This is a genomic window from Acidovorax sp. JHL-9, assembly GCF_000426205.1.
Lineage (GTDB): Bacteria > Pseudomonadota > Gammaproteobacteria > Burkholderiales > Burkholderiaceae_C > Acidovorax > Acidovorax soli.
In genome coordinates, this window is the sequence record NZ_AUEX01000014.1 from 1 (window position 1) to 26,889 (window position 26,889).

The 26,889-nt window shown below is 64.2% G+C and carries 28 protein-coding genes; 21 read left to right on the top strand and 7 right to left on the bottom strand.

Annotated elements, in window-relative coordinates; all coding sequences use genetic code 11:
- The 5 genes from K225_RS0110625 to K225_RS0110645 form a co-directional block, all read right to left on the bottom strand.
- Nucleotides 1-297, bottom strand: a 297-nt coding sequence (locus K225_RS0110625; protein ID WP_026436391.1) for an IS5 family transposase, incomplete at its 3' end; no start/stop codon positions are given.
- Between the two features lie 43 nt (nucleotides 298-340).
- Entirely contained in the window at nucleotides 341-1,186 is an 846-nt protein-coding gene (queF, locus tag K225_RS0110630; protein WP_026436392.1) for an NADPH-dependent 7-cyano-7-deazaguanine reductase QueF, read from the bottom strand.
- A gap of 66 nt (nucleotides 1,187-1,252) precedes the next feature.
- Nucleotides 1,253-2,164, bottom strand: coding sequence for a 2OG-Fe(II) oxygenase (locus K225_RS0110635; protein WP_026436393.1), 912 nt, complete (start codon nucleotides 2,162-2,164; stop codon nucleotides 1,253-1,255).
- A 36-nt stretch (nucleotides 2,165-2,200) separates the two neighbouring features.
- The gene (gene yaaA, locus K225_RS0110640) at nucleotides 2,201-2,986 is read right to left on the bottom strand and encodes a peroxide stress protein YaaA (protein ID WP_026436394.1); all 786 of its coding nucleotides are present in this window, start codon (nucleotides 2,984-2,986) and stop codon (nucleotides 2,201-2,203) included.
- Nucleotides 2,987-3,105: 119 nt separating this feature from the next.
- Nucleotides 3,106-6,120 (bottom strand): Rne/Rng family ribonuclease, encoded by a 3,015-nt coding sequence (locus K225_RS0110645; RefSeq protein WP_026436395.1) that lies wholly within the window; start codon nucleotides 6,118-6,120, stop codon nucleotides 3,106-3,108.
- Between the two features lie 583 nt (nucleotides 6,121-6,703).
- Here K225_RS0110645 and K225_RS0110650 point away from each other — a divergent pair.
- From K225_RS0110650 to K225_RS0110665, 4 genes are read left to right on the top strand one after another with little or no spacing between them, the layout of a single operon-like run.
- The gene (locus tag K225_RS0110650) at nucleotides 6,704-7,714 is read left to right on the top strand and encodes an RluA family pseudouridine synthase (protein WP_026436396.1); all 1,011 of its coding nucleotides are present in this window, start codon (nucleotides 6,704-6,706) and stop codon (nucleotides 7,712-7,714) included.
- 7 nt (nucleotides 7,715-7,721) lie between these two features.
- Entirely contained in the window at nucleotides 7,722-8,393 is a 672-nt protein-coding gene (locus K225_RS0110655) for an HAD family hydrolase (protein ID WP_026436397.1), read from the top strand.
- A gap of 39 nt (nucleotides 8,394-8,432) precedes the next feature.
- Nucleotides 8,433-8,810 carry a Rieske 2Fe-2S domain-containing protein gene (locus tag K225_RS0110660; protein WP_026436398.1) on the top strand — a complete coding sequence of 126 codons (378 nt, stop codon included), beginning with the start codon at nucleotides 8,433-8,435 and terminating at the stop codon, nucleotides 8,808-8,810.
- A gap of 3 nt (nucleotides 8,811-8,813) precedes the next feature.
- Nucleotides 8,814-9,863, top strand: a complete 1,050-nt coding sequence (locus K225_RS0110665) for a S49 family peptidase (RefSeq protein ID WP_026436399.1) — start codon at nucleotides 8,814-8,816, stop codon at nucleotides 9,861-9,863.
- 170 nt (nucleotides 9,864-10,033) lie between these two features.
- On the opposite strand, the gene K225_RS0110670 is transcribed toward K225_RS0110665, so the two are convergent.
- On the bottom strand, nucleotides 10,034-10,849 hold the full coding sequence (locus tag K225_RS0110670) for an SAM-dependent methyltransferase (protein WP_026436400.1): 816 nt from the start codon (nucleotides 10,847-10,849) through the stop codon (nucleotides 10,034-10,036).
- Nucleotides 10,846-11,445 carry a Maf family nucleotide pyrophosphatase gene (locus tag K225_RS0110675; protein ID WP_026436401.1) on the bottom strand — a complete coding sequence of 200 codons (600 nt, stop codon included), beginning with the start codon at nucleotides 11,443-11,445 and terminating at the stop codon, nucleotides 10,846-10,848. Before K225_RS0110675 ends, K225_RS0110670 begins: the two co-directional genes overlap by 4 nt.
- A gap of 25 nt (nucleotides 11,446-11,470) precedes the next feature.
- Here K225_RS0110675 and K225_RS0110680 point away from each other — a divergent pair, with 25 nt between their 5' ends.
- From K225_RS0110680 to era, 17 genes are all read left to right on the top strand, one after another.
- Entirely contained in the window at nucleotides 11,471-12,022 is a 552-nt protein-coding gene (locus tag K225_RS0110680) for a DUF177 domain-containing protein (protein WP_026436402.1), read from the top strand.
- A gap of 100 nt (nucleotides 12,023-12,122) precedes the next feature.
- The gene (gene rpmF / locus K225_RS0110685; protein WP_005794249.1) at nucleotides 12,123-12,305 is read left to right on the top strand and encodes a 50S ribosomal protein L32; all 183 of its coding nucleotides are present in this window, start codon (nucleotides 12,123-12,125) and stop codon (nucleotides 12,303-12,305) included.
- 108 nt (nucleotides 12,306-12,413) lie between these two features.
- The gene (plsX, locus tag K225_RS0110690; RefSeq protein ID WP_026436403.1) at nucleotides 12,414-13,466 is read left to right on the top strand and encodes a phosphate acyltransferase PlsX; all 1,053 of its coding nucleotides are present in this window, start codon (nucleotides 12,414-12,416) and stop codon (nucleotides 13,464-13,466) included.
- Nucleotides 13,466-14,443: a beta-ketoacyl-ACP synthase III gene (locus K225_RS0110695; protein WP_026436404.1), complete on the top strand. Its 978-nt coding sequence runs from the start codon at nucleotides 13,466-13,468 to the stop codon at nucleotides 14,441-14,443. The genes plsX and K225_RS0110695 overlap by 1 nt, the downstream gene beginning before the upstream one ends.
- Before the next feature lie 57 nt (nucleotides 14,444-14,500).
- Nucleotides 14,501-15,451, top strand: coding sequence for an ACP S-malonyltransferase (gene fabD / locus K225_RS0110700; RefSeq protein WP_026436405.1), 951 nt, complete (start codon nucleotides 14,501-14,503; stop codon nucleotides 15,449-15,451).
- The gene (fabG, locus tag K225_RS0110705; RefSeq protein WP_026436406.1) at nucleotides 15,448-16,194 is read left to right on the top strand and encodes a 3-oxoacyl-ACP reductase FabG; all 747 of its coding nucleotides are present in this window, start codon (nucleotides 15,448-15,450) and stop codon (nucleotides 16,192-16,194) included. The genes fabD and fabG overlap by 4 nt, the downstream gene beginning before the upstream one ends.
- Before the next feature lie 103 nt (nucleotides 16,195-16,297).
- Complete coding sequence (gene acpP, locus K225_RS0110710; RefSeq protein WP_003058049.1) at nucleotides 16,298-16,537, top strand: acyl carrier protein; 240 nt, start codon at nucleotides 16,298-16,300, stop codon at nucleotides 16,535-16,537.
- Between the two features lie 46 nt (nucleotides 16,538-16,583).
- Nucleotides 16,584-17,828 carry a beta-ketoacyl-ACP synthase II gene (fabF, locus tag K225_RS0110715; protein WP_026436407.1) on the top strand — a complete coding sequence of 415 codons (1,245 nt, stop codon included), beginning with the start codon at nucleotides 16,584-16,586 and terminating at the stop codon, nucleotides 17,826-17,828.
- 117 nt (nucleotides 17,829-17,945) lie between these two features.
- Nucleotides 17,946-18,452, top strand: a complete 507-nt coding sequence (locus K225_RS22380; protein WP_034712462.1) for a hypothetical protein — start codon at nucleotides 17,946-17,948, stop codon at nucleotides 18,450-18,452.
- Nucleotides 18,453-18,465: 13 nt separating this feature from the next.
- Nucleotides 18,466-19,092: an RNA polymerase sigma factor RpoE gene (rpoE, locus tag K225_RS0110725; protein ID WP_026436408.1), complete on the top strand. Its 627-nt coding sequence runs from the start codon at nucleotides 18,466-18,468 to the stop codon at nucleotides 19,090-19,092.
- A 69-nt stretch (nucleotides 19,093-19,161) separates the two neighbouring features.
- Nucleotides 19,162-19,779, top strand: a complete 618-nt coding sequence (locus K225_RS0110730) for a sigma-E factor negative regulatory protein (RefSeq protein WP_026436409.1) — start codon at nucleotides 19,162-19,164, stop codon at nucleotides 19,777-19,779.
- Nucleotides 19,780-20,046: 267 nt separating this feature from the next.
- Entirely contained in the window at nucleotides 20,047-21,513 is a 1,467-nt protein-coding gene (locus K225_RS0110735; RefSeq protein WP_026436410.1) for a DegQ family serine endoprotease, read from the top strand.
- Between the two features lie 510 nt (nucleotides 21,514-22,023).
- Nucleotides 22,024-23,832: a translation elongation factor 4 gene (gene lepA, locus K225_RS0110740; RefSeq protein WP_026436411.1), complete on the top strand. Its 1,809-nt coding sequence runs from the start codon at nucleotides 22,024-22,026 to the stop codon at nucleotides 23,830-23,832.
- Nucleotides 23,832-24,806 (top strand): signal peptidase I, encoded by a 975-nt coding sequence (gene lepB, locus K225_RS0110745; RefSeq protein ID WP_026436412.1) that lies wholly within the window; start codon nucleotides 23,832-23,834, stop codon nucleotides 24,804-24,806. Before lepA ends, lepB begins: the two co-directional genes overlap by 1 nt.
- Nucleotides 24,807-24,841: 35 nt before the next feature.
- Nucleotides 24,842-25,204 carry a DUF4845 domain-containing protein gene (locus K225_RS0110750; protein WP_026436413.1) on the top strand — a complete coding sequence of 121 codons (363 nt, stop codon included), beginning with the start codon at nucleotides 24,842-24,844 and terminating at the stop codon, nucleotides 25,202-25,204.
- A complete protein-coding gene (rnc, locus tag K225_RS0110755; protein WP_026436414.1) occupies nucleotides 25,205-25,888 on the top strand; it encodes a ribonuclease III in 684 nt (227 codons plus the stop codon).
- Nucleotides 25,885-26,889, top strand: coding sequence for a GTPase Era (gene era, locus K225_RS0110760; RefSeq protein ID WP_026436415.1), 1,005 nt, complete (start codon nucleotides 25,885-25,887; stop codon nucleotides 26,887-26,889). Before rnc ends, era begins: the two co-directional genes overlap by 4 nt.

Below are 26,889 nucleotides of genomic sequence, written 5' to 3' on the forward strand. Positions count from 1 at the left end.
CGCCCCAGTTTCTCGCGGGCCGCGCCAACCTGATTTTTTTAAAGCCTGCTCCAGCAGGCTGCCACCCTCACGCGGCTCGCTCCAGATCGCAAAGTACGCGTGCACAGTGCGCCACTTTGGAAACTCCTCGGGCAGCATGCGCCACTGGCAACCGCTTCTGAGCAGGTACAGCACTGCACAGAACACCTCGTACAAATCCACCCTGCGCGGAGAAGTCTTCCTGCGCGCGCTTTCCAACAGTGGCTTGATGGTCTCGAATTGTTCGCGACTGATGTCGCTCGGATAGTTCTTTCTCACTCCCCGAGCTTCTCACGCCAGTGGGGAGACTTTGAACAGGTTCTTACTGGCGGGCGGTGCGCACGTTGCGCGGCAGGCCCTGCGGGTGGCTGGTGCGCAGCGGGTTGATGTCCAGGCCACCGCGGCGCGTGTAGCGGGCATACACCGTGAGCTTGATGGGGTGGCAGCGCGTCCAGATGTCCATGAAGATGCGCTCCACGCATTGCTCGTGGAACTCGTTGTGGTTGCGAAAGCTCACGATGTACTGCAGCAGCCCTTCCTGCTGGATCTGCGGGCCGCTGTAGGCAATCTGCACGCTGCCCCAGTCGGGCTGGCCGGTCACGAGGCAGTTGCTCTTGAGCAGGTTGCTGGTCAGCACCTCGGACACCGGGGCTTCGCCCAACGCGGCGGTCAGCAGCTCGGGTGCAGGCTGGTAGCGCGTGCATTCCACGTCCAGGCGGTCCAGGCTCAGGCCATCGAGTTCGTGCACGGGCTCCTGGTCGAACAGCTCGGGGCCGATGAGCTTCACGCCCACGGTGGCCGGGTGTTCCGCGCCGCGCCACACGGCCTCGCTGATGTCGGCGCGGATGCGCGCCTGCACCTCGGCTGCGTCGGCAAAGCGTGTGTTGTTGAAGCTGTTGAGGTAGAGCTTGAACGACTTGCTTTCGACGATGTTGGGCGTTTCGCAGGGCACGGTGATGTGTGCCAGTGCCACCTGCGGTTTGCCGCGCGCATTCAGCCACGACAGCTCGAAGGCTGTCCACAGGTCGGCCCCGAAGAAGGGCGCCGCGCCCGCAATGCCGATCTCGGCGCGTTTGCCCGCGCGCGGTATGGGAAACAGCAGCGCGGCGTCGTACTGGTCAGCGTACGCCGATGCCTTGCCCAGCTGGGATTGTTCCGGTGTGGTCATGGTGAGTCCTTTTGCTATTTAATGAATAGCTGTTAGCGCTTTATCTATAAGCACTGCAACCTGTTTTTACTTGAATTCCCGTTCGCGCAGCCACTTGGTGGCGATCCACTTGTCGCCCGCAATCACCGGCGCGCCGCCATGCAGTGTGCGGGTGGACGGATCGGGGTGCGCGTAGCTGAAGAACACGGCATTGCCGCGCTGCGGCGCCACGGCGATCTGCGCTTGCGGAAAGAGGGTGGCGCCGCCTTTCTCGGGGGTGTTCAGGTACATCACCAGCGTGCCCACCCGCTGCCCGCCACGCCGCACGATGGCGGGGGTGCCGGGCTCGTTGGGGTCGAAATAGTCGTAATGCGGCTTGTATTCGGCCCCGGGGCGGTAGTGCAGCACCTGCAGGCCCTCGCCGTTCTCGACGGGCCAGTGCAGCAGGCGGGCAATGCGTGCCTCGATGCGCGCTATCAGCGGGCTCTCGCCACGCTGGAAGAACATGCCATCGCTGGTGCGATCGTCGTTGACTTCCTCGCCGCCCGTCTGCGTGGCCACCGTGAGCGAGCGGGCCATGCGCGGCGCGGCGCCAGCGATCAGGGCGTCGCACTCCTCGGGCGAGAGCAGCTGGCCCAACACCACGATGCGCGGCTGGGCCATGGTCAGCAGCACCTGCGCGGTGCGGTCGCCGCAATCCACTACGGCAGGGGAGTCCTGCAGCCGGGGTTCGGGCACCCGTGGCGCGGCCGGAGGGCCCTCGGGGGCAGCCATGGCGTCGAGGTGTTCCTGCAGCGTGATCTCCAGCACATCGGCGGCCAAGGCCTCGTTCCAGCCCGCATCGCGCAGGGCCTGCAGCATCACGGGTGCCGCGTGGCCGGCCCGGGCCTGCTCCCGGATCCAGCGGCGCAGAGCGGGTGTGATGGCCTGCCGTGCGGCGCTGCTGCGCTGGCTGCTTGCAGCGGCGGTGTGCGGGTGCTGGCCAGAACGCGATGCCATGGCGGTCTTTCAACAGGGGCGGGGGTTCGCGCGGATTTACGCGGTGGGCACGGTTTTGCGCCGGAACACCAGGCGCTCGGGTTCGGACGAGGCCGGGGCGAAGGCGTAGCCTTCCAGATCGAATGCCTGCAGCTGGTGCGGGGTGGCGATGCGCTGCGCGATGGCATGGCGCGCCATCAGCCCGCGTGCGCGCTTGGCATAAAAGCTGATGATCTTGTAGGCGCCGCCCTTCCAGTCCTCGAACACGCATTCGACGACGCGCGCCTTGAGCACCTTGCGGTCCACGGCCTTGAAATACTCCTGCGAGGCCAGGTTGACCAGCACGGGCGTGGTGTCCGATTGCAGGCGCTGGTTGAGGTGCTCGGCAATCTGGCGGCCCCAGAACTGGTAGAGGTTGCTGCCCGCATCGGTGACCAGGCGCGTGCCCATCTCCAGCCGGTAGGGCTGCATCCAGTCGAGCGGGCGCAACACGCCGTACAGGCCGCTGAGGATGGCCAGGTGGCTCTGTGCCCAGTCCAGGTCGGGCGCAGTGAGTGTGCGGGCCTGCAGGCCTTCGTACACGTCGCCGTTGAAGGCCAGCAGTGCCTGGCGCGCGTTGGTGGCGTTGAATTTCGGTTGCCAGACCTGGTAGCGCGCCACGTTCAGGGCGGCGAGCGCGTCACTCAGGCCCATCAGCGAGGCGATGTCTTGCGGCGATTTCTGGCGCAGCACCTCGATCAGCTGCATGGACTGCGGCACGAACTGTGGCAGGGTGTGTGGCAGTCCCGCTGGCAGAGGCGTTTCGTAGTCGAGTGATTTGGCGGGAGACAGCAGGAACAGCATGGTGGGGCGTTGTGGTCCGGGGATCTTGGAAATGAAGGCGGGCAACAAAACGGAGCAGACAGAGGCACCAGGGGCCCCAATGAAAGAAGGCGGCCCAGGCCGCCTTCTTGGTCACTGCATCAGGCAGCCGGGGGCTGCTCAAAAGGCAGCGTCATGGCCGACAGGTCGCGGCGGGTTTCCACCAGCACCAGCGGGCCTTCGTCCAGCACCACGGCGGGCGGACGCTCGCGTGGCACACGGATGGGCTGTGGCTCGGCTGCAATCGCTGCCTGCACGGCGGCGATCTTTTCAGCGTCCGAGTTCACCCACTGCAATCCGGATGCGGCAGCCACCTGCTGCAGGGCATCGAGCGGCAGCGTGAAGCTCTGGACGCGTGGCATGCCCTGGGTGGCAGGTGTCGCAGGCGCAGCAGCAGGCACCGGTGCCGCCACCGGTGCGGGTACGGCCACCGGCGCAGGCGCGGCGGCCATGGGTGCCGGCGCTGCGGGTACTGGCGCAGGCGTTGGCGTGGGTGCGGGCTCCTGTGCCGGTGCCTGGGCCGCCGGGGCCGTGTCAAAGTAGCTGCGGCGTGCGGGCTCTGGCTGGGCTTCGGCGGCCGGGGCAGCCACTGCGGCCGGCGCATCCGACTCCATCCGTGCGGGTGCCGTCGGCTCCACCGTGTCGCGGGGAGCGCGCTCGCCACGCTCACGCCGGTCGCGGCCATAACGGTCGCGCGAGCGGCGCTCGCGGCGGTCGTCGCTGGCCGGTGCGGTGTCGTTGCCGGTCAGGTCCAGGTCGGGCAGCGATGCCAGCGGGGCGGTATCCGCAAAGTCGGCGGCGGGGACACCGGTGTCTCGCGGGGCTTCGGCCGCGCGGGGGGGGCGCTCGCCACGTTCCCGGCGACCCTGGCCTTCGCCGCGCTCACGGCGGGGGCCGCGTTCGCCACGGGGCGGGTTGCCGGCCGCTTCGGCGCCATTGCCGTTCGGACCGGTCACCTGCGCCTGGATGGCGGTCTGGGCGGCGGTGTTGTCGGTGTCGGCCGCGGCGGCGTTGCTGCGGGGCTCGGCATCGCGGCGGCCACGGCCGCCTTCACGGCTTTCCCGGCCTTCGCGTCCATTGCGGCCTTCTCCTTCGCCACGGGGCGGACGGCCTTCGCCATCGCGCGGTGCACGGCCTTCGGCCGAGCGCTCACTACGGCGGCCACGGCCTTCAGCGGTGCCTTCGCGGTTGCCGTCACGGGGCGCTCCGTCGCGCTGACCGTCCCGGTTGCCATCGCGGCCACCACGGCGGCCGCGGCCTTCGCCGTTGCGACCTTCGCGGCGGGGTTCACCGCGCGTGCCGGCTTCAGCGGCAGGAGCGGGGGCCACCACCGGTGCGGGTGCCGGGCTGTCACCCATGCCAAACAGGCTCTTGAGCCAACCGAAGAAGCCCTGTTCCTGCGGCTTCGCAGCAGCCGGGGCGGCGGCTTGTGCCGGGGCGGTAGGGGCAGGGCGCTGGCCGGCGCGCGGTGGGCGCGCGGCGACTTCGGGGCGGGGCTCGGCCACGGGGGCGGGTGCGTCGGGCAGCACGCCCTTGATCACCGGGGTCTGCTTGTTGGTGGGCTCTTGCGAGCGGCGCGTCACGGCGGTGGGGTCTTCCACTTCCTCGGCGAGCTTGTAGCTGGCTTCGATGTGGTCCAGGCGTGGGTCGTCGTGCTTGAGGCGTTCCAGGCGGTAGTTGGGGGTTTCCAGCGTCTTGTTGGGCACCATCAGCACGGCCACGCGCTGCTTGAGCTCGATCTTGGCGATCTCGGTGCGCTTTTCGTTGAGCAGGAAGCTGGCCACCTCCACCGGCACCTGGCAGTGCACGGCGGCCGTGTTGTCCTTCATGGACTCTTCCTGGATGATGCGCAGGATCTGCAGCGCCGACGATTCGGTGTCGCGGATGTGGCCCGAGCCGCCGCAACGGGGGCAGGGGATGGACGAGCCTTCGGAGAGGGCCGGCTTCAGGCGCTGGCGGCTCATCTCCATGAGGCCGAACTTGCTGATGGTGCCGAACTGCACGCGGGCGCGGTCCTGGCGCAGTGCGTCGCGCAGGCGGTTTTCCACTTCGCGGCGGTTCTTGCTCTCCTCCATGTCGATGAAGTCGATCACGATCAGGCCGCCCAGGTCGCGCAGGCGCATCTGGCGGGCCACTTCGTCGGCGGCTTCCAGGTTGGTGCGGGTGGCGGTTTCCTCGATGTCACCGCCCTTGATGGCGCGGGCCGAGTTCACGTCCACGCTGACCAGTGCTTCGGTGTGGTCGATCACGATGGCGCCGCCGCTGGGCAGTTGCACGGTGCGTGCATAGGCCGATTCGATCTGGTGCTCGATCTGGAAACGGCTGAACAGGGCGGCGTCGTCGCGGTAGCGCTTCACGCGGGCGGCATGCTCGGGCATGACGTGCGCCATGAACTGCTGTGCCTGTTCGTAGATGTCGTCGGTATCGATGAGGATGTCACCGATGTCGTTGTTGAAGTAGTCGCGGATGGCGCGGATGACGAGGCTCGATTCCTGGTAGATCAGGAAGGCACCCTTGCCGCCCTTGGCAGCGCCGTCGATGGCGTTCCAGAGCTTGAGCAGGTAGTTCAGGTCCCACTGCAGTTCGGGCGCGCTGCGGCCGATGCCGGCGGTGCGGGCAATGATGCTCATCCCGTTCGGGTATTCGAGCTGGTCCATCGCCTCCTTGAGCTCGGCGCGGTCCTCGCCCTCGATGCGGCGCGAAACGCCACCACCACGGGGGTTGTTGGGCATCAGCACCACATAGCGGCCGGCCAGTGATACAAAGGTGGTCAGGGCCGCGCCCTTGTTGCCGCGCTCTTCCTTCTCGACCTGAACCAGCAGTTCCTGGCCTTCCTTGATCACTTCATTGATGCGCGCCTGGCTGGGCGAGACACCGGGGGCGAAGTAGCTGCGCGAGATTTCCTTGAACGGCAAAAAGCCGTGGCGGTCTTCGCCGTAGTCGACGAAGCAGGCTTCCAGAGAAGGCTCGACACGCGTGACAACGGCCTTGTAGATGTTGCCCTTGCGCTGTTCGCGCCCTTCGATCTCGATCTCGTAGTCGAGGAGCTTCTGTCCGTCGACGATGGCCAGGCGCCGTTCTTCGGGCTGCGTGGCGTTGATGAGCATCCGCTTCATGATGCGATTCCTTTGCGTGTTTTGCGGTGGGCGGCGGCGCAGCCAGCAGGGCTGCGCGGGCTGCCACCCGCAGTTCCAAACCAATAACAAGCTCTACCGGAGCTGTGAATGCCTGGACTGACGCATTGAAACGAAGGGAATTGCCGGAGATGCCGCAGGGCCGTCGAGCGCTAGCTCAGCGGGGGCGGCAAGGGCGGGTGGATGGGGGCGAGTGGGAGTGGACGCAGTTTTGCTATTGAAGTAATAGCTTTTTGCGCAGGCAAAATGAGCGCCAGAGGCGACATGACGCCCAAAAGCGGGGGCAAGCACCACCGCCAGAGCGTCAATATCCATGCCATCAGCAACCACATGCTCGCTTCGATCCGCTGGCAGACGGTGCCCTGGTGGGGCGAATCTGCCAGCTTGGGGGATTCCGTATCAGTGTTTCAACCTGTCAGCCCGCCGTGCGGTGTACGGGCCACTGCAGGCATCTGGCCTGCAATCTACCCGTACGACGCCCGCTGGCATCGACCTGCCTGCGCAGATGCAAGGGCTGTGTGGACTAAACTCCAGACAAATCAACCACTTACATATTGACGCGCAGGTGAAACACATTATAGGGGGCAAACCACCATCCGACCGTACTCCCGGCGCCCCCGCTCCTGCGGCGCGCCTGGTGGAGGTCGACGAAGACTCCGCTGGCCAGCGCCTCGACAATTTCCTGCTGCGCCAGCTCAAAGGCGTGCCGAAAACCCATGTCTATCGCATCATCCGCAGTGGGGAAGTGCGCATCAACAAGGGCCGGGTCAATGCCGACACCCGCGTGGAGGTGGGCGATGTGGTGCGCCTGCCGCCGGTGCGCATTTCCGACAAGGTGGCCGAGAAGGCTGAGCGGCCCGCGCCGGCGCGCGAATTTCCGATTCTGCTCGAAGACGAGCACCTGATCGCCCTGGACAAGCCCGCCGGCGTGGCCGTGCATGGCGGCAGCGGCGTGAGTTTTGGCGTGATCGAGCAACTGCGCCAGGCGCGGCCGCAGGCCCGGTTTCTGGAGCTGGTGCACCGGCTCGACCGTGAGACCTCGGGCATTTTGCTGGTGGCCAAGAAGCGGTCAGCGCTCACTCACTTGCAAGACCAGTTCCGCGAACGTGAAACTGGCAAGACCTATCTGGCACTGGTGACGGGTTCCTGGCCGGCCAACAAGAAGGTGATCGACCAGCCACTGCACAAATACCTGCAGGCCGATGGCGAGCGCCGGGTGCGAGTGACCACGGCCGATGACCCCGACGGCATGCGCTCCATCACGCTGGTCAAGGTGCGGCAGACGCTGCCCGCCCGCGCGGCGCAGGGCCTGCCCGCCATGAGCCTGCTGGAGGTGACCATCAAGACCGGTCGCACCCACCAGATCCGGGTGCACCTGGCAGCCCAAGGCCATCCCATCGTGGGGGATGACAAATATGGCGACTTTGACCTGAACAAACGCCTGCAGAAGCTGGGGATGCGGCGCATGTTCCTTCATGCCTGGCGGTTACAGTTCACCCACCCGGCCTCCGGCGAACGCGTGCTGCTGAACGCCGAGTTGCCGCCGGAACTTGCCGATTTCGTCCCCACCGCCTGATTGCCCCATGCGTCCCACCACCCGCCCGCGCCGCTTTGACCTGATCGCTTTTGACTGGGACGGCACCCTGTTTGATTCCACCGCCATCATCGTGCGCAGCATCCAGGAGGCGGTGCGCGACGTGGGCGGCGCCGTGCCCACCGACCAGGCTGCCGCCTATGTGATCGGGATGGCCCTCACGCAGGCGCTGGCCCATGCGGCACCCGATGTTCCGCCCGAAAAATACCCCGAGCTGGGCAACCGCTACCGTTTCCACTACCTGCAGCACCAGGACGACCTGAACCTTTTTGCCGGCGTGCTGCCGCTGCTGGCCGACCTGCGGGCGCAGGGGCACCTGCTGGCCGTGGCCACCGGCAAAAGCCGCCGGGGCCTGGACGAGGCGCTGCACTCGGTGCAGCTCAAGGGCGTGTTCGACAGTTCCCGCACCGCCGACGAAACCGCTGGCAAGCCCCATCCCCTGATGCTGCAGGAGCTGATGGCCGAGCTGGATGTCGCGCCCGAGCGCCTGCTGATGATTGGCGACACCACCCACGACCTGCAGATGGCGCTGTCGGCTGGATGCGCCAGCGTGGGCGTGAGCTACGGCGCCCACGAGCCCGAAGCCTTTGAGGTGCTGAACCCCTTGCATGTGGCCCACTCGGTGCGCGAACTGCACGACTGGCTGCTGACCAACGCCTGATGGGCCTGCCGTTGCGAGATCCTTGCTTGCCTGCCGTCCATGACCACCGCTGATTCCGTCGCCATTGCGCTGTGCAGCAGCGCCGATTTGCAGGAGCGCCACCTGGCCGTGCCCTTTGATGTGGTGTATGCCGGGCAGACCTGCCGGGCCTTTGCCATCCGCTTCGAGGGGCGGCCCCATGCCTTCCTGAACCGCTGCACCCATGTGGCCATGGAAATGGACTACCAGCCCGACCGTTTTTTTGATGACACCGGCCAGTGGCTGCTGTGCGCCACCCATGGCGCGGCCTACCGGCCGGACACCGGCGCCTGCGCGGGCGGCCCCTGCCGCGGTGGGCTGGTGAAGATCGCCCTGTCCGAAGTGGACGGGGTGGTGCACTGGCATACTGCCTACAACCTGCAACCCGTTGACTTCTGACCCATGACCGACACCACCCGCATCGAGCCCACAGGTTCTGGGCAAAATCCAGCGCAAGCGACCGATCTGTGGTCGCAAGCAGCTACAAATTCGGCAGCAAAAGTGAGCGATGCATCGCGTGAACCCGGTTGGGAGCGGGCCACGCTGGAAAAACTGGCCTTCGCTGCCCTCAACGAGCAGCGCAGCGCCCGCCGATGGAAGATCTTCTTTCGCCTGACCTGGCTGCTGGTGGCGCTGCTGGTGGCCTGGGCGGCCCTGTACCAGAGCACCAGTGGCCCCAGCAAGTCGGCGCCCCACACGGCGGTGGTGGACATCAAGGGCGAAATCGCCTCGGGCGCCGAAGCCAGCGCCGAACTGGTCGTGGCCGCCATGCGCAGCGCCCTGGAGGACGAGGGCTCGCAGGCGCTGGTGCTGCTGATCAACTCCCCCGGTGGCAGCCCGGTGCAGGCGGGCATGATCAACGATGAAATCGTGCGCCTGAAGGCCAAGCACAACAAGCCGGTGTATGCCGTGGTGGAAGAGACCTGCGCCTCGGCCGCCTACTACATTGCCGCGGCGGCCGACGAGATCTTTGTGGACAAGGCCAGCATCGTCGGCAGCATTGGCGTGCTGATGGACGGCTTCGGCTTTACCGGCACCATGGAGAAGCTGGGCGTGGAGCGCCGCCTGCTCACTGCCGGCGAGAACAAGGGTTTTCTCGACCCCTTCAGCCCGCAGACCGAAAAACAGCGCGAATACGCCCTGACCATGCTCGACCAGATCCACCGGCAGTTCATCGGCGTGGTGAAGGCGGGGCGCGGTGACCGCCTCAAGCCCACGCCCGAAACCTTCAGCGGCCTGTTCTGGACGGGCCAGCAGGCCATCGAGATGGGCCTAGCCGACAAGCTGGGCAGCCTCGACTTTGTGGCGCGCGAAGTGGTCAAGGCCGAAGACGTCATCGACTACACCCGCCGCGAAAACGTGGCCGAGCGCCTGGCCAAACGCTTTGGCGCGGCAATGGGCGTGGGTGCGGCCAAGGCCCTGGCAAGCAGCACCGCTCCGCAATTGCGTTGAACGCCGCGGCCCCGGGTTTTGCCCGGGGGGCGGTGCAGGGCCGAAAATTTGATAGAAAAATGCTTCTAGCGTTTATTTGGTAAGCACTGATAGCTATCGAATAAATCGTATTTCCGGGCCGCAATGGCGAAGAGCCTGTTGACGATCCCCTGCGAGATCGTCAACAGGCTCTAACGGCCGAAGGCAAATACCACCGGCGTGCGGTTGTCGATGGGGATGGCTTGCTGGCGCCACTGGCGCACCAGCTGGCTGCGGATCTGCACCTGGGGCAGTGTCAGCCCCCCCGCCAGTGCCAGCCTGGTGTGCGGCTGCAGCGTCTGCACCAGGGCCTGCCACAGCGCCGCGTTGCGGTAAGGTGTTTCGATGAAGAGCTGCGTCTGCCCCGTCTTGAGTGCCAGCGATTCCAGCTCGCGGATGCGCTGGGTGCGCTCCTGCGCGTCTTGCGGCAGGTAGCCGGTAAAGGCGAAATTCTGGCCGTTCAGGCCGCTGGCGGCCAGCGCCAGCAGCAGCGAGACAGGGCCCACCAGCGGTACCACCGGAATGCCCAGGTCGTGTGCCGCGCGCACCACGGACGAGCCCGGGTCCGCCACGGCGGGCATGCCCGCTTCGCTGATCAGGCCCATGTCATGCCCCACCAGGGCGGCGGCCAGCAACGGCCGGGCGTCGAAGGGGGCCGAGCCCTTGCCGCCGTGGTCGCCTTTCTTGTGGACTTCGCGCGGCAGCTCGGTGATGGTTTGCTGTTGCAGCGAGGCGGCCAGCGGGTGCAGGGGCTCGATGCGCTTGAGGTAGGCGCGCGTGCTCTTGGCGTTTTCGCAGATCCAGTGCGTCAGGCGGGCGGCCGTTTTCAGGGTGCCGTCGGGCAGGGCGTTCTGCAGGGGCGCCTGGGTGTCGCAACCGAAGTCGAGCGGCGCCGGCACCAGGTACAGCGTGCCGTGGGTGGCCGTGTAACCTGGCGCTTCCGCCGGGGGGGTGGTGTGTGTGCTCATGGCAGCACCAGGCCCGCGGCGCGCAGCATGCGGCAGGTGCGGATCAGCGGCAGTCCGACCAGGGCGGTGGGGTCGTCGCTCACGATGGCGTCGAGCAGCGCAATGCCCAGGCCTTCGCTTTTGGCGCTGCCCGCGCAGTCGTAGGGCTCTTCGGCGCGCAGGTAGCGCTCGATTTCATCGTCCGACAAGTGGCGAAAGCGCACCTCGACCGGCGCCAGGTCCACCTGCTCGAACCCGGTGGCGGTGCAGACCACGGCCACGGCCGTCTGAAAGATCACGGTCTGGCCGCGCATCTGGCGCAGCTGGGCCACCGCGCGCTCGTGCGTGCCCGGCTTGCCCAGCGGGTAGCCGCCCAGGTCGGCGACCTGGTCGGAGCCGATCACCACCGCCTGCGGGTGCTGACGGGCCACGGCACGGGCCTTGGCCAGCGCCAGGCGCAAGGCCAGGGTGCGGGGTGTTTCTCCAGCCAGCGGGGTCTCGTCCACCTCTGGGGCTGTCACCGTGAAAGGCAGGTTCAGCCGTGACAGCAGCCCATGGCGGTAACGCGATGTCGAGCCCAATACCAGTGGGCGTTGCGGGGTGTGGGATGGATGCATCGGCCGATTCTCTTACACTGCCGCCATGACCAAGGAATTCTCCCCCGACCGGCTCGATGTCAAGGCTTTCGCGCAGGCGGGCGGGCAGCTGTCCGGGCACGATTCGCTGCTGAAATACGAGCGGCTGTCCCAGGAGGCCAAGAGCCTGCACCCTGATCTGCGCGTGGACTGGACGGCCACTGGCGAGTTGCGCACCGCACTGGGTGGAATCGTGCAGGTGTGGCTGCATGTGCAGGTGCAGGCGACCTTTCCCATGGAGTGCCAGCGGTGCCTGACGCCGGTGGATGTGCCCTTGGCTGTGGAGCGCTCATTTCGCTTCGTGGCCGATGAGGCCACGGCCGAGGCGCTGGACGACGAGAGCGAGGAGGATCTGCTGGCACTGAGCCGCGAGTTCGACCTGCGCGAGCTCATCGAGGATGAACTGCTGATGGCGCTGCCCGTGGTGCCTCGGCACGACGAATGCCCCACGGCTGTGCCGCTGGCCTCCAGTGACGACGATTTCGAGGCCGCCAGCGCCGAAAAACCCAATCCCTTTGCTGCGCTGGCGAGTCTGCGCAAAGAAGAAAAGGGACAATAATTGGCGTTTGGGATATAATCGAGGGCTTCACGCGAATCCCCTCGTGTCTTTAATGGGCTGATCGCGTTTTTACCAACCCTATTCAAGACCAGGAGCCATCATGGCCGTTCAGCAGAACAAAAAGTCCCCTTCCAAGCGCGGCATGCACCGCTCGCACAATGCCCTGAACGTGCCGGGCATTGCCGTGGAGCCGACCACCGGTGAAACGCATCTGCGCCACCACATCAGCCCCAACGGTTTCTACCGTGGTCGCCAGGTGCTGAAGAACAAGTCTGAAGCCTGACGCTAGCCTTCCCCGCAAGGCCCGTTGCTACTTTTGCTGTAGCACGGGCCTTTGTTTTGACCGTTGCATTTATCTTTCGACCAGCCTTGCTGGCCGGACAAGTCGCCCATGATCACACTGGCTGTTGACTGCATGGGGGGCGACCATGGCCCCCGCGTCACGCTTGCGGCGTGCCGTCAGTTCCTCCAACATCATCCTGATGCCCATCTGCTGCTGGTCGGTCTGAAGGACAGCCTGCAGCCGTTCTCGCATGAGCGGGCCACCCTGGTGCCGGCCTCCGAAGTGGTCGCCATGGACGACCCGGTGGAGATTGCCCTGCGCCGCAAGAAGGATTCGTCCATGCGCGTTGCCATCCAGCAGGTAAAGGATGGCACGGCGGCTGCTGCGGTTTCCGCCGGCAATACGGGGGCCTTGATGGCCATTGCCCGCTACATCCTCAAGACGCTCGATGGCATAGACCGTCCGGCCATCGCCACCCAGATGCCCAATGCCCAGGGCGGCGCCACCACGGTGCTCGACCTGGGGGCCAATGTGGACTGCTCGGCCGAGCATCTGCTGCAGTTTGCTGTCATGGGTTCTGCCCTGGTTTCGGTGCTGAAAGACGCCGACGAGCCGACCGTGGGCCTGCTCAATATTGGTGAAGAGATCATCAAGGGCAGTGAAGTCATCAAAAAGGCAGGTGAACTTCTTCGATCTGCTGCCAATTCAGGTGATCTGAATTTTTATGGCAATGTCGAGGGCAACGACATCTTCAAGGGAACCGTGGACATCGTGGTGTGTGACGGTTTTGTGGGCAACGTGGCACTGAAGGCCAGCGAAGGTGTGGCGACCATGGTGGTAGGTGGGCTCAAGCAGGAGTTTTCGCGCAATATCCTGACAAAAGCTGCTGCCATCGTCGCCTATCCCGTGCTGAAAGCGTTGATGAATCGCATGGACTACCGTCGCTACAACGGTGCGGCACTGTTGGGCCTGCGGGGGCTGGTATTCAAGAGCCACGGGTCGGCGGATGCCATGGCCTTCGAGCAGGCGTTGAACCGGGCGTATGATGCAGCCCGCAACAACCTGCTCGATCGTGTCCGGACCCGGATTGCGCATGCGGCGCCCCTGCTGGCGCCCGCCAATGCCCAGTCAATGCCCGGTGCCGCGGCGACAACACATTGATGAGACGCTATTCCCGCATTACCGGCACCGGCAGCTACCTGCCGCCGCGCCGCGTGACCAACGCCGATCTGGTGGCCGAACTGGCACAGAGCGGTATCCAGACCTCTGACGAATGGATCGTGGAGCGCACCGGAATCCGGGCGCGCCACTTCGCAGCCCCTGATGTGACCAGCAGTGATCTGGCGCTGGAGGCTGCGCGCAAGGCGCTGGAGGCTGCCGGCTGCCAGGCGCAGGACATCGACCTGATCATCGTCGCCACCTCCACGCCGGACATGGTGTTCCCCTCGACGGCCTGCATATTGCAAAACAAGCTGGGTGCCAACGGTTGCCCTGCGTTTGACGTGCAGGCCGTGTGCAGCGGCTTTGTCTATGCCCTCACGGTGGCCGATGCCATGATCCAGAGCGGAGCCGCCAGGCGTGCGCTGGTGGTGGGCGCCGAGGTCTTCAGTCGCATTCTGGATTTCAAGGACAGGACCACCTGTGTGCTGTTTGGCGATGGCGCGGGCGCGGTGGTGCTGGAGGCGTCGGATACGCCCGGCATCCTGGCGAGCGAACTCCATGCCGATGGCCGGTATGTCGATATCCTGTGTGTGCCGGGCGGCGTCTCGGGCGGCGAGGTGCTGGGCCATCCGCTGCTGAAGATGGACGGCCAGGCCGTGTTCAAGCTGGCGGTGGGTGTGCTGGACAAGGCCGCCCGCGCCACCTTGGCCAAGGCGAACCTGACCGATGCCGACATCGACTGGCTGATTCCGCACCAAGCCAATATCCGCATCATGCAGAGCACGGCCCGAAAACTGAAGCTGTCCATGGACAAGGTGGTGGTGACGGTGGACCAGCATGGCAACACGTCTGCGGCCTCCATTCCGCTGGCGCTGGACCATGCGGTGCGCACGGGTCAGGTCCAGAAGGGTGAAACCCTGTTGCTCGAAGGCGTGGGAGGGGGCTTCACCTGGGGTGCTGTGCTCCTGAAGTTCTAGCTGTTTGCGCTTTATGGGTAAGCGCATGAGGCATATGTCCTATAAATATCTGGTGGTATGAAATCTTTTGCATTTGTCTTTCCGGGGCAGGGCTCGCAGTCCGTGGGCATGCTGGACGCCTGGGGCGATCACCCGGTGGTGGCCCAGACGCTTCAAGAAGCCTCCGATGCCCTGGGTGAAGACCTGGGCCGGCTGATTCATGAAGGCCCCAAGGAGGCGCTGGCCCTGACGACCAACACGCAGCCGGTCATGCTGGTGGCCGGGGTGGCCGCGTGGCGCGTCTGGCGCGCCGAGGGCGGAGCCATGCCGCTGGCCGTGGCCGGGCATTCGCTGGGTGAGTATTCGGCGCTGGTGGCTGCGGGTGTGCTGACACTGGCGCAGGCGGCACCGCTGGTGCGTCTGCGCGCTGCTGCCATGCAGGAGGCCGTGCCGGTGGGAACGGGGGCCATGGCGGCCATTCTGGGTATGGAGGCCGCCCGTGTCATCGCTGGTTGCTCCGAGGCGGCGGCATCCTTTGGTGCGGGATCGTCAGAAGTGGTCGAAGCCGTGAATTTCAACGATCCGGTCCAGACCGTGATCGCCGGTACCAAGGTCGGTGTCGAGAAGGCCTGCGAGCTGCTCAAGGCAGCGGGTGCCAAGCGTGCGTTGCCACTGCCCGTGTCGGCGCCGTTCCATTCCAGCCTGATGAAGCCTGCTGCAGAGAAGCTGCGCATGGCGCTGGCCGATGTGGTGCTGGGAGCGCCGCAGATTCCGGTGCTCAACAATGTGGACGTGGCCGTGCAGCAAGACGCGGATGCCATCCGGGATGCGCTGTACCGCCAGGCCTTCGGCCCGGTGCGCTGGGTCGAGTGCGTGCAGGCGCTCAAGGCGCGCGGCATCACCCACCTCATCGAATGCGGCCCCGGCAAGGTGCTGGCGGGCCTGGCCAAGCGCATCGACCCCGAGCTGGTCGGCGCGGCACTGTTTGATCCGGCTACATTGGCCGAAACCCGGGAGTTGTTGGCATGACGCAATCTGCATCTGAAACGCAAGTGGCGCTGGTGACCGGCGCATCGCGCGGCATTGGCGCGGCGATTGCGCTGGAGCTTGCCGCGCGCGGCTACCAGGTGGTGGGCACCGCCACCACCGATGAAGGCGCCGGGCGCATCAGCCAGGCTCTGTCGGCCTACCCGGGCTGCCGGGGCGCCAATCTGAACGTCAACGATGGCGCGGCCATCGAGGCGCTGATGGACTCCATCGTCAAGCAGCAGGGCGGCCTGCATGTGTTGGTGAACAATGCCGGCATCACGCGCGACACCCTGGCCATGCGCATGAAGGATGACGACTGGGATGCCGTGCTGGACACCAATCTCAAGGCGGTCTTCCGCGCGAGCCGTGCCGCCATTCGTCCCATGATGAAGCAGCGCTTCGGGCGCATCATCAGCATCACGAGCGTGGTGGGCGCATCGGGCAACCCGGGCCAAGCCAACTATGCGGCCGCTAAGGCCGGTGTGGCCGGCATGACGCGCGCACTGGCCCGCGAACTGGGGAGCCGCAGCATCACGGTCAATTGCGTGGCGCCGGGTTTCATCGAAACCGACATGACGGCCAGCCTGCCCGAAGAGCAGCAAAAAGCCCTCAACGCACAGATTCCGTTGGGCTGCATGGGCAAGCCTGCCGACATCGCCCATGCGGTCGCCTACCTGGCATCGCGCGAGGCGGGCTATGTGACGGGGCAGGAATTGCACGTCAATGGCGGCATGTACATGTAATTATTGAGAGTTAACGTCGGTTCATCCGTGCGACGGGTCGGCTTGGGGGCTTTCCTCAAGCGGCTAGAATCGCGGATCTATTCACAACCCCCAGAGGGAAACCATGAGCGATATCGAAGCACGCGTCAAAAAAATCATTGCTGAACAACTCGGCGTTGAAGAGTCCCAGGTCACCAACGAGAAAGCCTTTGTGGCCGACCTCGGCGCTGACTCCCTGGATACCGTCGAACTCGTGATGGCGCTCGAAGACGAATTCGGCATCGAGATCCCTGACGAAGATGCAGAGAAGATCACGACGGTGCAAAACGCCATCGACTACGCCAACACCCACCAGAAGGCCTGAGCGGGCTTTCAGCGCCTGACTTGAGCGATCAGCAGAGGTTTTACGCATGAGCCGTCGTCGCGTTGTCGTGACCGGCCTGGGGTGTGTCAGTCCCGTGGGTAACACGGTGGCGGATTCCTGGGCCAACGTCCTGGCCGGCAAGTCCGGCATTGATCTCATCACCAAGTTCGATACGTCGAACTTTGCCTGCAAGATTGCAGGCGAGGTCAAGGGATTTGATCTGGAGTCGTACATCAGCGCCAAGGATGCGCGCGCGATGGACGCTTTCATCCATTTCGGCATCGCTGCGGCGGCCCAGGCGGTGCAGGACGCAGGCTTGCCCACAGGGGAGGCGCTGCACGACGACCTGGCCACGCGCATCGCCTGCGTGATTGGCTCGGGTATCGGCGGTCTGCCGCTGATCGAGAACACCCATGCTGAGCTGGCCAGCCGGGGACCTCGGCGCATCACCCCATTTTTTGTGCCCGCTTCCATCATCAACATGGTGGCAGGGCATGTTTCCATGCGGTTTGGCTTCAAGGGGCCCAACCTGTCGGTGGTGACCGCCTGCACGACGGGCCTGCACTGCATTGGCCAGGCGGGTCGCATGATCGAATACGGCGATGCCGACGTGGCCATCGCAGGGGGCACTGAGTCCACGGTGTCCCCGTTGGGTGTAGGTGGCTTTGCCGCCATGCGCGCACTGTCCACGCGCAATGACGATCCCCAGACGGCTTCGCGTCCCTGGGATAAAGACCGTGACGGTTTTGTGTTGGGCGAGGGCGCCGGTGTCATGGTGCTCGAAGAGTACGAGCATGCCAAGGCACGCGGAGCCAAAATCTATGCCGAACTGAGCGGCTTTGGCATGAGCGCCGATGCCGGTCACATGACCGCTCCCAACATGGACGGTCCACGCCGCGCCATGCTGAGCGCCATGCACAATGCGGGTGTCAACCCTGATCAGGTCGACTATCTCAACGCGCATGGCACGTCCACACCGCTGGGCGATCTCAACGAGACCAACGCCATCAAGGCGGCCTTGGGTGCACATGCCTACAAGACCGTGGTCAGCTCCACCAAGTCCATGACGGGGCACCTGCTCGGTGGTGCGGGCGGGATTGAAAGTGTGTTCACCGTGCTGGCGTTGCACCACCAGAAGGTGCCGCCGACGATCAACCTCTTCAACCAGGATCCTGAATGCGACCTGGATTTTTGCGCGAACACGGCGCGTGACATGCGGATGGACGTGGCCGTCAAGAACAACTTTGGCTTTGGCGGAACCAACGGCACGCTGGTCTTCAAGCGCTTTTGATGCCGCTTGCTGTCGCCAGGCCTTGTTGGTGACAGCCTTGAACGTGGCGGTCTGCCATGCCGCGGCCCGTCTGCAGGGCTGGTTTGCTTGCCCGTATCTCGTCGAGTGGCGCTGACCATGCGCAGCGCCTCGTCCCACTTCTCTGCACCACCGGTTCAATATCCCGTTGGACGGGGGCTGGTGTTGCTTTGGGGATTGCTGGCCCTGCTGGGGTCGGGGGCTGCCGCTTTGTTGCACTGGCTCCTGCAGGGGGCTGGTCACTCGGTGGTGCGGCTGTCCGTGGCCATTTTTTTCTGGTTGTACGCTGCTGGTGCGGTATGGCATTTCTGGCGGCACCGCGTTCGCGGGCTGCTGCAGTGGGACGGTTTGCAATGGCGCCTGGAGATCGACCAGCGGGGCAGGCCGGCACATTCACTGGAGGGCGCCCTCTGGGTGCGGCTGGATCTCCAGAATCAACTCTGGGTTTGCCTGGATGTCCCCGATGGACGCAGCACCTGGCTGTGGCTCGAACGCCAGAGTGCTCCCGACCGATGGGGCGACCTGCGGCGTGCGGTATATTCGCGCCCCAGGCCGGATGCCCCAGGGGCTGGTGAACCTGCCGCAGCGCGCCGCACGGACGCGTAAATTCAAAGTGACAATGACCGTAACACTCCCCACCGCCCCCGCCGACAGCGACCTCCAACTGGTGGAACGTACGGTTGCGGGTGACCAGCGTGCCTACGAATTGCTGGTCATCAAGTACCAGCGGCGCATTGAACGCCTGATTGGCCGCATGGTGCGGGATACCGACCTCGTCCCCGATATCGCCCAGGAAACCTTCATCCGTGCCTACCGGGCACTGCACCAGTTTCGGGGCGACGCGCAGTTCTATACCTGGCTGTACCGGATTGCCGTGAACACCGCCAAAAAGGCGTTGATGGACATGAAGCGCAATCCTGTCATCTCGGAAAACGCCCTGCGGGGCAGTGACGAAGAAGATGAAACTTCCCGCCTGGGACACGAACTAACTTCCGAAGAAACGCCCGAAACCATTCTTGCGGCCCAGGAAATTGCGGCGGCGGTGAACGCGGCCATGGAGGCTTTGCCGGAGGACCTGCGGCAAGCCGTGACCTTGCGTGAGATAGAAGGCTTGACGTACGAAGAGATCGCCGCAGCGATGGAATGCCCCATAGGAACAGTGCGGTCACGGATTTTTCGGGCGCGCGAGGCGATTTCTGCGCGTGTGCGCCCGTTGCTGGAGAACCAGTCGGGCAAGCGCTGGTGATGCAGTTTCTTTGGGGTTCGCGTGCAAGCGCGGGTGCTTGGGTTAAGGACGAGATGGGCAGGTGATGCTATGACCACAGATGGTATGAATCGCGAACAGTTGTCGGCGTTGGCCGATGGGCAATTGCAGGGCGATGCGTTGGCGCAGGCCTTGGAGTTCGCTGCGCAGGCCGAGGGCCAGGCTACCTGGCAGCTCTACCATCTGGTGGGGGATGTCCTGCGTTCTCCAGAGCTGGCGCTGCACCAGCAAGGCAATCATTCGATGGTGATGCGCGTGCGAGAGCAGTTGGCGCAAGAGCCCATCCCCGGGCGCCTGCCCGAAGCCGCACCTGCGGTGGAGCAGGTCGTGCGCGCAGAAACGGCGGTTGCCGCCAATGCATCGGTGTTCCGCTGGAAGATGGCGGCTGGATTCGCCTCGTTGGCTGCTGTGGTGGCCATTGGCTGGAGTTCTTTGGCAGGGCTGCAAGGGACGCCGTCTTCTGGCGCACAGCTGGCCGCAGCCCCAGCGCCAGTCCAGCCGGCGGCACCCGTGGTTTCCGTCGCGGGAAACGATGGGCAACAGGTCATGATTCGCGATCCGCGGCTGGATGAACTGCTGGCCGCACACCGGCAATTTGGAAACACCTCTGCATTGCAGATGCCTGCAGGGTTCCTTCGCAATGCCACTTTTGAGGCGCCTGCCCGCTGATACCCTGGCGGCGTGATTCTGTTCGCCAGGGGAGGCGTCGCAATGCGGTGGAGCGCACCTTCCTGTCCCTGTCAAAAATTGTCCACCAGGACATTCGTGGTGCGTCCGGCCCGTTCCCGCCATTGCCCGAAACCAGGGGCATCGCGCTGACAGCACCGGAACCGGACCTGCGGAGCGTGCGGTGCTGGGAACCAAGTCACTCCGGCTGCCTCCACCGTCATACAACCTCTGTTCGTAACGATTGCCATAATTGAAGAAAGGTCGATGATGCTCAGGATCGATTGGAAAAGACTGCACTCCTATGCACTGGCAGGCGTGCTGATGGGGGCGGCAAGTCTGGTGGCTGTGCCCCATGGTGCAGCCCATGCGCAAGCTGCTGTGTCGCGCGGCTTGCCGGACTTCACCGAGCTGGTGGAGCAGGTGGGGCCTTCGGTGGTGAACATCCGGACTTCCGAGAAGGTGTCGGCCCGCGCCAACACGAACGGCATGGACGAGGACATGCTGGAGTTCTTCAAGCGGTTTGGCGTGCCCATTCCCAACATGCCACGGCAGCAGCGTCCCCAGCGCCCTCAGCCCGAAGAGGAGCAGCCTCGGGGCGTGGGGTCGGGATTCATTCTCACTGCCGACGGTTATGTGATGACCAATGCGCATGTGGTGGACGGTGCTGATGAGGTCATCGTCACCCTGACCGACAAGCGGGAGTTCAAGGCCAAGATCGTGGGGGCTGACAAGCGCACCGATGTGGCCGTGGTCAAGATCGAAGCCACCGGGCTTCCTGCCGTGAAGGTGGGGGATGTCAGCCGCCTGAAGGTGGGCGAATGGGTGATGGCGATCGGTTCGCCGTTTGGCCTGGAGAGCACGGTCACTGCCGGCATCGTGAGCGCCAAGCAGCGGGACACGGGGGATTACCTGCCATTCATCCAGACCGACGTGGCTATCAACCCTGGCAACTCGGGCGGGCCGCTGATCAACATGCGCGGCGAGGTGGTGGGGATCAACAGCCAGATCTATTCGCGGTCGGGTGGTTTCATGGGCATCTCGTTTGCCATTCCCATGGACGAGGCCATCCGCGTGAGCGATCAGTTGCGTGCCACGGGCCGGGTCACGCGCGGGCGCATTGGCGTCCAGGTGGGGCAGGTCACCAAGGATGTGGCTGAATCCATCGGCCTTGGCAAGGCATCGGGAGCCCTGGTGACGGGCGTGGAGGCGGGCTCTCCGGCCGACAAGGCGGGCATCGAGGCCGGCGACATCATTACCCGGTTTGACGGCAAGCCGATCGACAAGCTCGCGGATCTTCCACGCATGGTGGGCAATACCAAGCCTGGAACGAAAAGCACGGTCACGGTGTTTCGCCGTGGCAGCGCCAAGGACCTGGGCATCACCATCGCGGAGATCGAGAGCGACAAGCCGGCCGGCAAGACCGCCGAGCGCGAAGAAAAGCCCAAGGCCTCGGCGGCTGCGCAGCTGGTGGGATTGTCAGTGAGCACGCTGACCGACGCGCAAAAGAAAGAACTGAAGATCCGCGGTGGCGTGGTGGTGAATGCTGCCACCGATGCCGCTGCCCGTGCCGGTCTGCGCGAAGGCGACATCATCCTTTCCATCGCCAACACCGAAATCAGCGGGGTCAAGGATTTCGAGGCGGCCCTCGCCAAGGTGGACAAGAGCAAGCCCATCAATGTGCTGTACCGGCGCGGAGAATGGGCCCAATACGCCCTGATCCGTCCATCCAGATGATTCCGCGTTGAGCTTGCACGGACTGCGCTGGCAGAGAAATCCCGGGTATTTGTCCGGGATTTCCTTGTCCGGATGGTCGCCGAGCGCGCGCAGTTTCTCCAATCTTCGTCAAAGTGGAGATTGGCTCGCGCTAACTCCAGGACCCGTCCAACGATCACATTGGATAGAATGCAGGCCTTTGTTCAATGCATATCGACATATCGGCCGACACTGGGTTCATATGGTGGAATGAGATATGACTTATGCACCATTGGTCCACAGCTAGCCCACAAGTTGTCCCATGTTGTTCGGATGCTGGCTGTGAATAAGCTGTGTGTAAAATGCTTGTTGCACTGCGGCAACGCGCGCCACTTGTAGGGTTGGAGGGGGATTGAAATGGGCTTTTTGCCTACAATAAGACCCCAACCTTCGCAGTTGCCAATGATTGTTGGTTCAGGGCGCGTCGCCACTCGACGCGCCCTTTTTTCTTGTCCGCACCGTTTCGATTCAATTACTTGACGTTTCCCGTTGATGAAACACATCCGAAATTTTTCCATCATTGCCCACATCGACCATGGCAAATCGACGTTGGCCGACCGCCTGATCCAGCGGTGCGGCGGGCTTGCCGATCGCGACATGGAGGCGCAGGTACTTGACTCGATGGACATCGAGAAAGAGCGCGGGATCACCATCAAGGCGCAGACCGCTGCCTTGCACTACAAGGCGCAAGACGGGCAGGTCTACAACCTCAATCTGATCGACACGCCGGGGCATGTGGACTTCTCTTATGAAGTGAGCCGTTCACTGTCTGCGTGCGAAGGCGCCTTGCTGGTGGTCGATGCCTCGCAAGGCGTGGAGGCACAGACCGTGGCCAATTGCTACACGGCGCTCGACCTCGGTGTGGAGGTGGTGCCGGTGCTCAACAAGATGGATCTGCCCAATGCCGATCCCGACAATGCCAAGGCCGAGATCGAGGATGTGATCGGTATCGACGCCACCGATGCCATCCCGTGTTCTGCCAAGACCGGCATGGGTATTGACGAGATCCTCGAGGCCATCGTTGCCAAGGTGCCCGCACCCAAGGGCAACGCCACGGGTCCCCTGCGCGCGATGATCATCGACAGCTGGTTCGACAGCTATGTGGGTGTGGTGATGCTGGTGCGCGTGGTCGATGGCCGCCTGCTCAAGGGTGAGCGCATCAAGATGATGGCCAGTGGCGCGGTCTACAACGCCGACAACCTCGGTGTGTTCACGCCCGCCAACGAGCCGCGCAACTCGCTCGATGCCGGCCAGGTGGGCTACATCATCGCCGGCATCAAGGAGCTGCAGGCGGCCAAGGTGGGCGACACGATCACGCTCGAAAAGAAATTGCCCAACAATGCAGGTCCTGCGGCCGAGGCGCTGCCTGGCTTCAAGGAAATCCAGCCCCAGGTGTTTGCCGGGCTGTATCCCACCGAGGCCAGCGAGTACGACTCGCTGCGCGATGCACTCGAAAAGCTCAAGCTCAATGACGCGTCGCTGCATTACGAGCCCGAAGTCAGCCAGGCGCTGGGCTTTGGTTTCCGCTGCGGCTTCCTGGGCCTCCTGCACATGGAGATCGTCCAGGAACGCCTCGAGCGCGAGTTCGACCAGGACCTCATCACCACTGCGCCCAGCGTGGTCTACCAGGTGGTGCGGGCCGACGGCGAAGTCATCATGGTCGAGAACCCGTCCAAGATGCCCGACCAGGGGCGCCTGGAAGAAATTCGCGAGCCCATCGTCACCGTGCACCTGTACATGCCCCAGGACTACGTGGGCCCGGTGATGACGCTGGCCAACCAGAAGCGCGGCGTGCAGATGAACATGGCCTACCACGGGCGCCAGGTCATGCTGACCTACGAGATGCCGCTCGGTGAGATCGTGCTCGACTTCTTCGACAAGCTCAAATCGGTGTCGCGCGGCTATGCCTCGATGGACTACGAGTTCAAGGAATACCGTGCGTCGGATGTGGTGAAGGTCGATATCCTGCTCAACGGCGACAAGGTGGACGCGCTGTCCATCATCGTGCACCGCTCGCAGTCGCAGTACCGTGGCCGCGCCGTGGTGGCCAAGATGCGCGAAATCATCAGCCGCCAGATGTACGACGTGGCCATCCAGGCGGCCATCGGCGCCAATATCATTGCGCGCGAAACCATCAAGGCCTTGCGCAAGAACGTGCTGGCAAAATGCTACGGCGGCGACGTCAGCCGCAAACGCAAGCTGCTGGAAAAGCAGAAGGCGGGCAAGAAGCGCATGAAACAGATTGGCTCGGTCGAGGTGCCCCAGGAGGCATTCCTCGCCATTTTGCAGGTGGAAGATTGATGCAGTTCATGCAAATTCTGACTTCGATGGTGCTTGCCGCGTTCGTGGGCTATATCGGTGCCTGGTACATGGGGGCGATCGAGGGCAACTTTGCCTTGCTGCTGTTCCTGGCCACCGTGGTCACCGGGGCCTACTGGCTGGCGGAGCGTCTGGTTTTCCTGCCGCGCCGGCGCCGCGCGGCCCAGGCCGTCGAGGATGCGGCCGTGCAGCGCCGTGCGGAACTCGACCGCATGGGCATCCAGAAGGTGGACATGGACGTGCAGGAGGCCAAGGGCCGCATCCTGATGCAGCCCTGGTGGCTGGACTGGACGGCGGGCCTGTTCCCCGTAATCGCCGCGGTGTTCCTGCTGCGCTCGTTTCTGTTCGAGCCCTTCAAGATTCCGTCCGGCTCCATGATTCCGACACTGCTCGTGGGCGACCTCATCCTGGTCAACAAGTTCACCTACGGCATCCGGCTGCCCGTGATCCACACCAAAGTGACCGAAGGCACGCCACCAGCGCGTGGTGATGTGATGGTGTTTCGCTATCCGCCACAGCCCAGCCTGGATTACATCAAGCGCGTGGTGGGTGTGCCCGGCGACGAGGTGGCCTACCTCAACAAGCGCCTGACCGTGAATGGCAAGCCGGTGGAAACCACGGCCATGCCCGATTTCTTGGATGAGGACGCCATGCGCTACTTCAAGCAGTACGAAGAGCAGCTGGGTGGCCAGCCGCACCGGCTGCTGAACAACCCCGACGTCCCCGCCTTTGTGCAGGGTGCCAGCAATTTCACCTACCGCGAGAACTGCCGCTACAGCGTGGAAGGGGTCGTGTGCAAGGTGCCGCAGGGGCACTATTTCATGATGGGTGACAACCGCGATAATTCGCTGGATTCACGCTATTGGGGTTTTGTGCCAGAGGCCAATATCGTCGGCAAGGCATTCTTTGTCTGGATGAATTTTGGCAACCTCAAGCGGATTGGTTCGTTCCATTGAAGACACCTGACACAGAACAACGAGGGAGTAAAAGCATGAGCATGCATCGCACAGCCAGCCGGTCGCGCCAGCGCGGTCTGTCGTTTTTCGGGCTGATCTTTGTCGGTCTGTTTGCCGTGGCTGCCTTTGCCATTGGCGGGCAGTCCATTCCGATCTTTCTGGAATATATCGCCGCCAAAAAAGCCATCGAGAAGGCCAAGACCGAAACCACCGTACCTGCGATTCGTGCCGCCTTCGACCGCGCCGCAGCGATTGATGACATCAATTCGCTCAAGGGTTCGGACCTCGAAATCACCAAGCGGGGTGAGAAAGTCGTGGTGTCCTTCAAATATGCGCGCGAGATACCCCTGGCAGGCCCAGCCTACCTGGTGTATCGCTTTGACGGGCAGACCAACTAGGTGCAGCCGGCACTTCTTGCGCTGCAGAGTCGTCTGCAGCACCAGTTCTCCAACGCCTCGCTGCTGCAGCGCGCCGTCACGCACCGCAGTTTTTCGGCGGACCACAACGAGCGCCTGGAGTTTCTCGGGGACTCGGTGCTCAATCTGGCCGTGGCCAGCCTGCTGTACCAGCGTCTGAGCGATCTGCCCGAGGGCGATCTGTCGCGCGTGCGCGCCAACCTTGTCAAGCAGGACACCCTGCACCAGTTGGCACTGCGCCTGCAGGTCTCCGACGTGCTGCGCCTGGGGGAGGGCGAGTCCAAATCCGGGGGCCAGCAACGGCCGTCCATCCTGGCGGACGCCCTCGAGGCACTGATTGGCGCCGTGTACCTTGATGCCGGTTACGCCAGCGCCGAAGCACTGGTGCACCGCCTGTACCAGGGGGTGGAGATCAACCCGCAGATGCAGGCCGCCGCCAAGGACCCCAAAACCGCGTTGCAGGAGTGGCTCCAGGGCCGCAAAATGAAGCTGCCGCAATACAGCGTGGTGGCCACGGTAGGGGCGGCGCACCGCCAGACCTTTGACGTGGAGTGCGAAATCGCCGAGCTGGGTCTGGCCGAACGTGGCATCGGCGGTTCGCGCCGTGCCGGCGAACAGGCCGCCGCCGCCGCCATGCTGGCCACACTGAAAGCGAAGAATGTATGAATGATGCTACCAAAGATGTAGCTGGTGACGCAGGCATTGAAGGCGCTCCCGTGCAAAATGACCTTGAAGCCATGCTGGCCGCCGCCGGTGCGCCGGCCGCCGTGCCGGGCCAGCGCTGCGGCGTGATTGCCATCGTGGGCAAGCCCAACGTGGGCAAGTCCACGCTGCTCAATGCCCTGGTGGGCCAGAAGATCAGCATCACCTCGCGCAAGGCACAGACCACGCGCCACCGCATCACCGGCATCCGCACGCGCGAGCAGACGCAGTTCATCTTTGTCGATACGCCCGGGTTCCAGACGCGCCACGCCACGGCGCTCAACAAGTCGCTGAACAAGACCGTGATGGGTGCGATCGGCGATGTGGACCTGATCCTGTTCGTGGTCGAAGCCGGCCACTTCACGCTGGCCGACGCCAAGGTCTTGAGCCTGTTCAAGCCCGGCATCCCCACGCTGCTGGTGGCCAACAAGCTCGACATGGTGCACCGCCGTGCCGAGCTGGCACCCTGGCTCAAGAGCATGCAGGAGCGCCACCCGTTTGCCGAGTTCGTTCCCATGTCGGCCAAGAACAAGGGCGACATCGACCGGATGTTTGGCATCTGTGCCAAATACCTGCCCGAGCAGGCCTGGTGGTATGCCGAAGACGAGCTGACCGACCGCAGCGAAAAGTTCCTGGCCTCCGAGACCGTGCGCGAGAAGCTGTTCCGCTTCACGGGCGACGAGCTGCCCTACACCTCCACCGTGGTCATCGACAAGTTTGAAGAAGAAGCCAGCAAGGCGCACAAGCGCCTGGTGAAGATCGCCGCCACCATCGTGGTCGAGCGCGACAACCACAAGATGATGGTCATCGGCGACAAGGGCGAGCGCCTGAAGCGCATCGGCACCGAAGCCCGCCAGGAGCTGGAAAAGCTCATGGACGCCAAGGTGTTCCTGGAGCTGTGGGTCAAGGTGCGCTCGGGTTGGGCCGACGATGAAGCGCGGGTGCGCTCTTTTGGATACGAATAA

What these genes read in the sequence shown, in the direction of transcription:
- queF (WP_026436392.1), bottom strand. Translation starts at nt 1,186, where the DNA reads ATGACCACACCGGAACAATCCCAGCTGGGCAAGGCATCGGCGTACGCT.
- K225_RS0110635 (WP_026436393.1), bottom strand. Translation starts at nt 2,164, where the DNA reads ATGGCATCGCGTTCTGGCCAGCACCCGCACACCGCCGCTGCAAGCAGC.
- yaaA (WP_026436394.1), bottom strand. Translation starts at nt 2,986, where the DNA reads ATGCTGTTCCTGCTGTCTCCCGCCAAATCACTCGACTACGAAACGCCT.
- K225_RS0110645 (WP_026436395.1), bottom strand. Translation starts at nt 6,120, where the DNA reads ATGAAGCGGATGCTCATCAACGCCACGCAGCCCGAAGAACGGCGCCTG.
- K225_RS0110655 (WP_026436397.1), top strand. Translation starts at nt 7,722, where the DNA reads ATGCGTCCCACCACCCGCCCGCGCCGCTTTGACCTGATCGCTTTTGAC.
- K225_RS0110660 (WP_026436398.1), top strand. Translation starts at nt 8,433, where the DNA reads ATGACCACCGCTGATTCCGTCGCCATTGCGCTGTGCAGCAGCGCCGAT.
- K225_RS0110665 (WP_026436399.1), top strand. Translation starts at nt 8,814, where the DNA reads ATGACCGACACCACCCGCATCGAGCCCACAGGTTCTGGGCAAAATCCA.
- K225_RS0110670 (WP_026436400.1), bottom strand. Translation starts at nt 10,849, where the DNA reads ATGAGCACACACACCACCCCCCCGGCGGAAGCGCCAGGTTACACGGCC.
- K225_RS0110675 (WP_026436401.1), bottom strand. Translation starts at nt 11,445, where the DNA reads ATGCATCCATCCCACACCCCGCAACGCCCACTGGTATTGGGCTCGACA.
- K225_RS0110680 (WP_026436402.1), top strand. Translation starts at nt 11,471, where the DNA reads ATGACCAAGGAATTCTCCCCCGACCGGCTCGATGTCAAGGCTTTCGCG.
- rpmF (WP_005794249.1), top strand. Translation starts at nt 12,123, where the DNA reads ATGGCCGTTCAGCAGAACAAAAAGTCCCCTTCCAAGCGCGGCATGCAC.
- plsX (WP_026436403.1), top strand. Translation starts at nt 12,414, where the DNA reads ATGATCACACTGGCTGTTGACTGCATGGGGGGCGACCATGGCCCCCGC.
- K225_RS0110695 (WP_026436404.1), top strand. Translation starts at nt 13,466, where the DNA reads ATGAGACGCTATTCCCGCATTACCGGCACCGGCAGCTACCTGCCGCCG.
- fabD (WP_026436405.1), top strand. Translation starts at nt 14,501, where the DNA reads ATGAAATCTTTTGCATTTGTCTTTCCGGGGCAGGGCTCGCAGTCCGTG.
- fabG (WP_026436406.1), top strand. Translation starts at nt 15,448, where the DNA reads ATGACGCAATCTGCATCTGAAACGCAAGTGGCGCTGGTGACCGGCGCA.
- acpP (WP_003058049.1), top strand. Translation starts at nt 16,298, where the DNA reads ATGAGCGATATCGAAGCACGCGTCAAAAAAATCATTGCTGAACAACTC.
- fabF (WP_026436407.1), top strand. Translation starts at nt 16,584, where the DNA reads ATGAGCCGTCGTCGCGTTGTCGTGACCGGCCTGGGGTGTGTCAGTCCC.
- K225_RS22380 (WP_034712462.1), top strand. Translation starts at nt 17,946, where the DNA reads ATGCGCAGCGCCTCGTCCCACTTCTCTGCACCACCGGTTCAATATCCC.
- rpoE (WP_026436408.1), top strand. Translation starts at nt 18,466, where the DNA reads ATGACCGTAACACTCCCCACCGCCCCCGCCGACAGCGACCTCCAACTG.
- K225_RS0110730 (WP_026436409.1), top strand. Translation starts at nt 19,162, where the DNA reads ATGACCACAGATGGTATGAATCGCGAACAGTTGTCGGCGTTGGCCGAT.
- K225_RS0110735 (WP_026436410.1), top strand. Translation starts at nt 20,047, where the DNA reads ATGCTCAGGATCGATTGGAAAAGACTGCACTCCTATGCACTGGCAGGC.
- lepA (WP_026436411.1), top strand. Translation starts at nt 22,024, where the DNA reads ATGAAACACATCCGAAATTTTTCCATCATTGCCCACATCGACCATGGC.
- lepB (WP_026436412.1), top strand. Translation starts at nt 23,832, where the DNA reads ATGCAGTTCATGCAAATTCTGACTTCGATGGTGCTTGCCGCGTTCGTG.
- K225_RS0110750 (WP_026436413.1), top strand. Translation starts at nt 24,842, where the DNA reads ATGAGCATGCATCGCACAGCCAGCCGGTCGCGCCAGCGCGGTCTGTCG.
- era (WP_026436415.1), top strand. Translation starts at nt 25,885, where the DNA reads ATGAATGATGCTACCAAAGATGTAGCTGGTGACGCAGGCATTGAAGGC.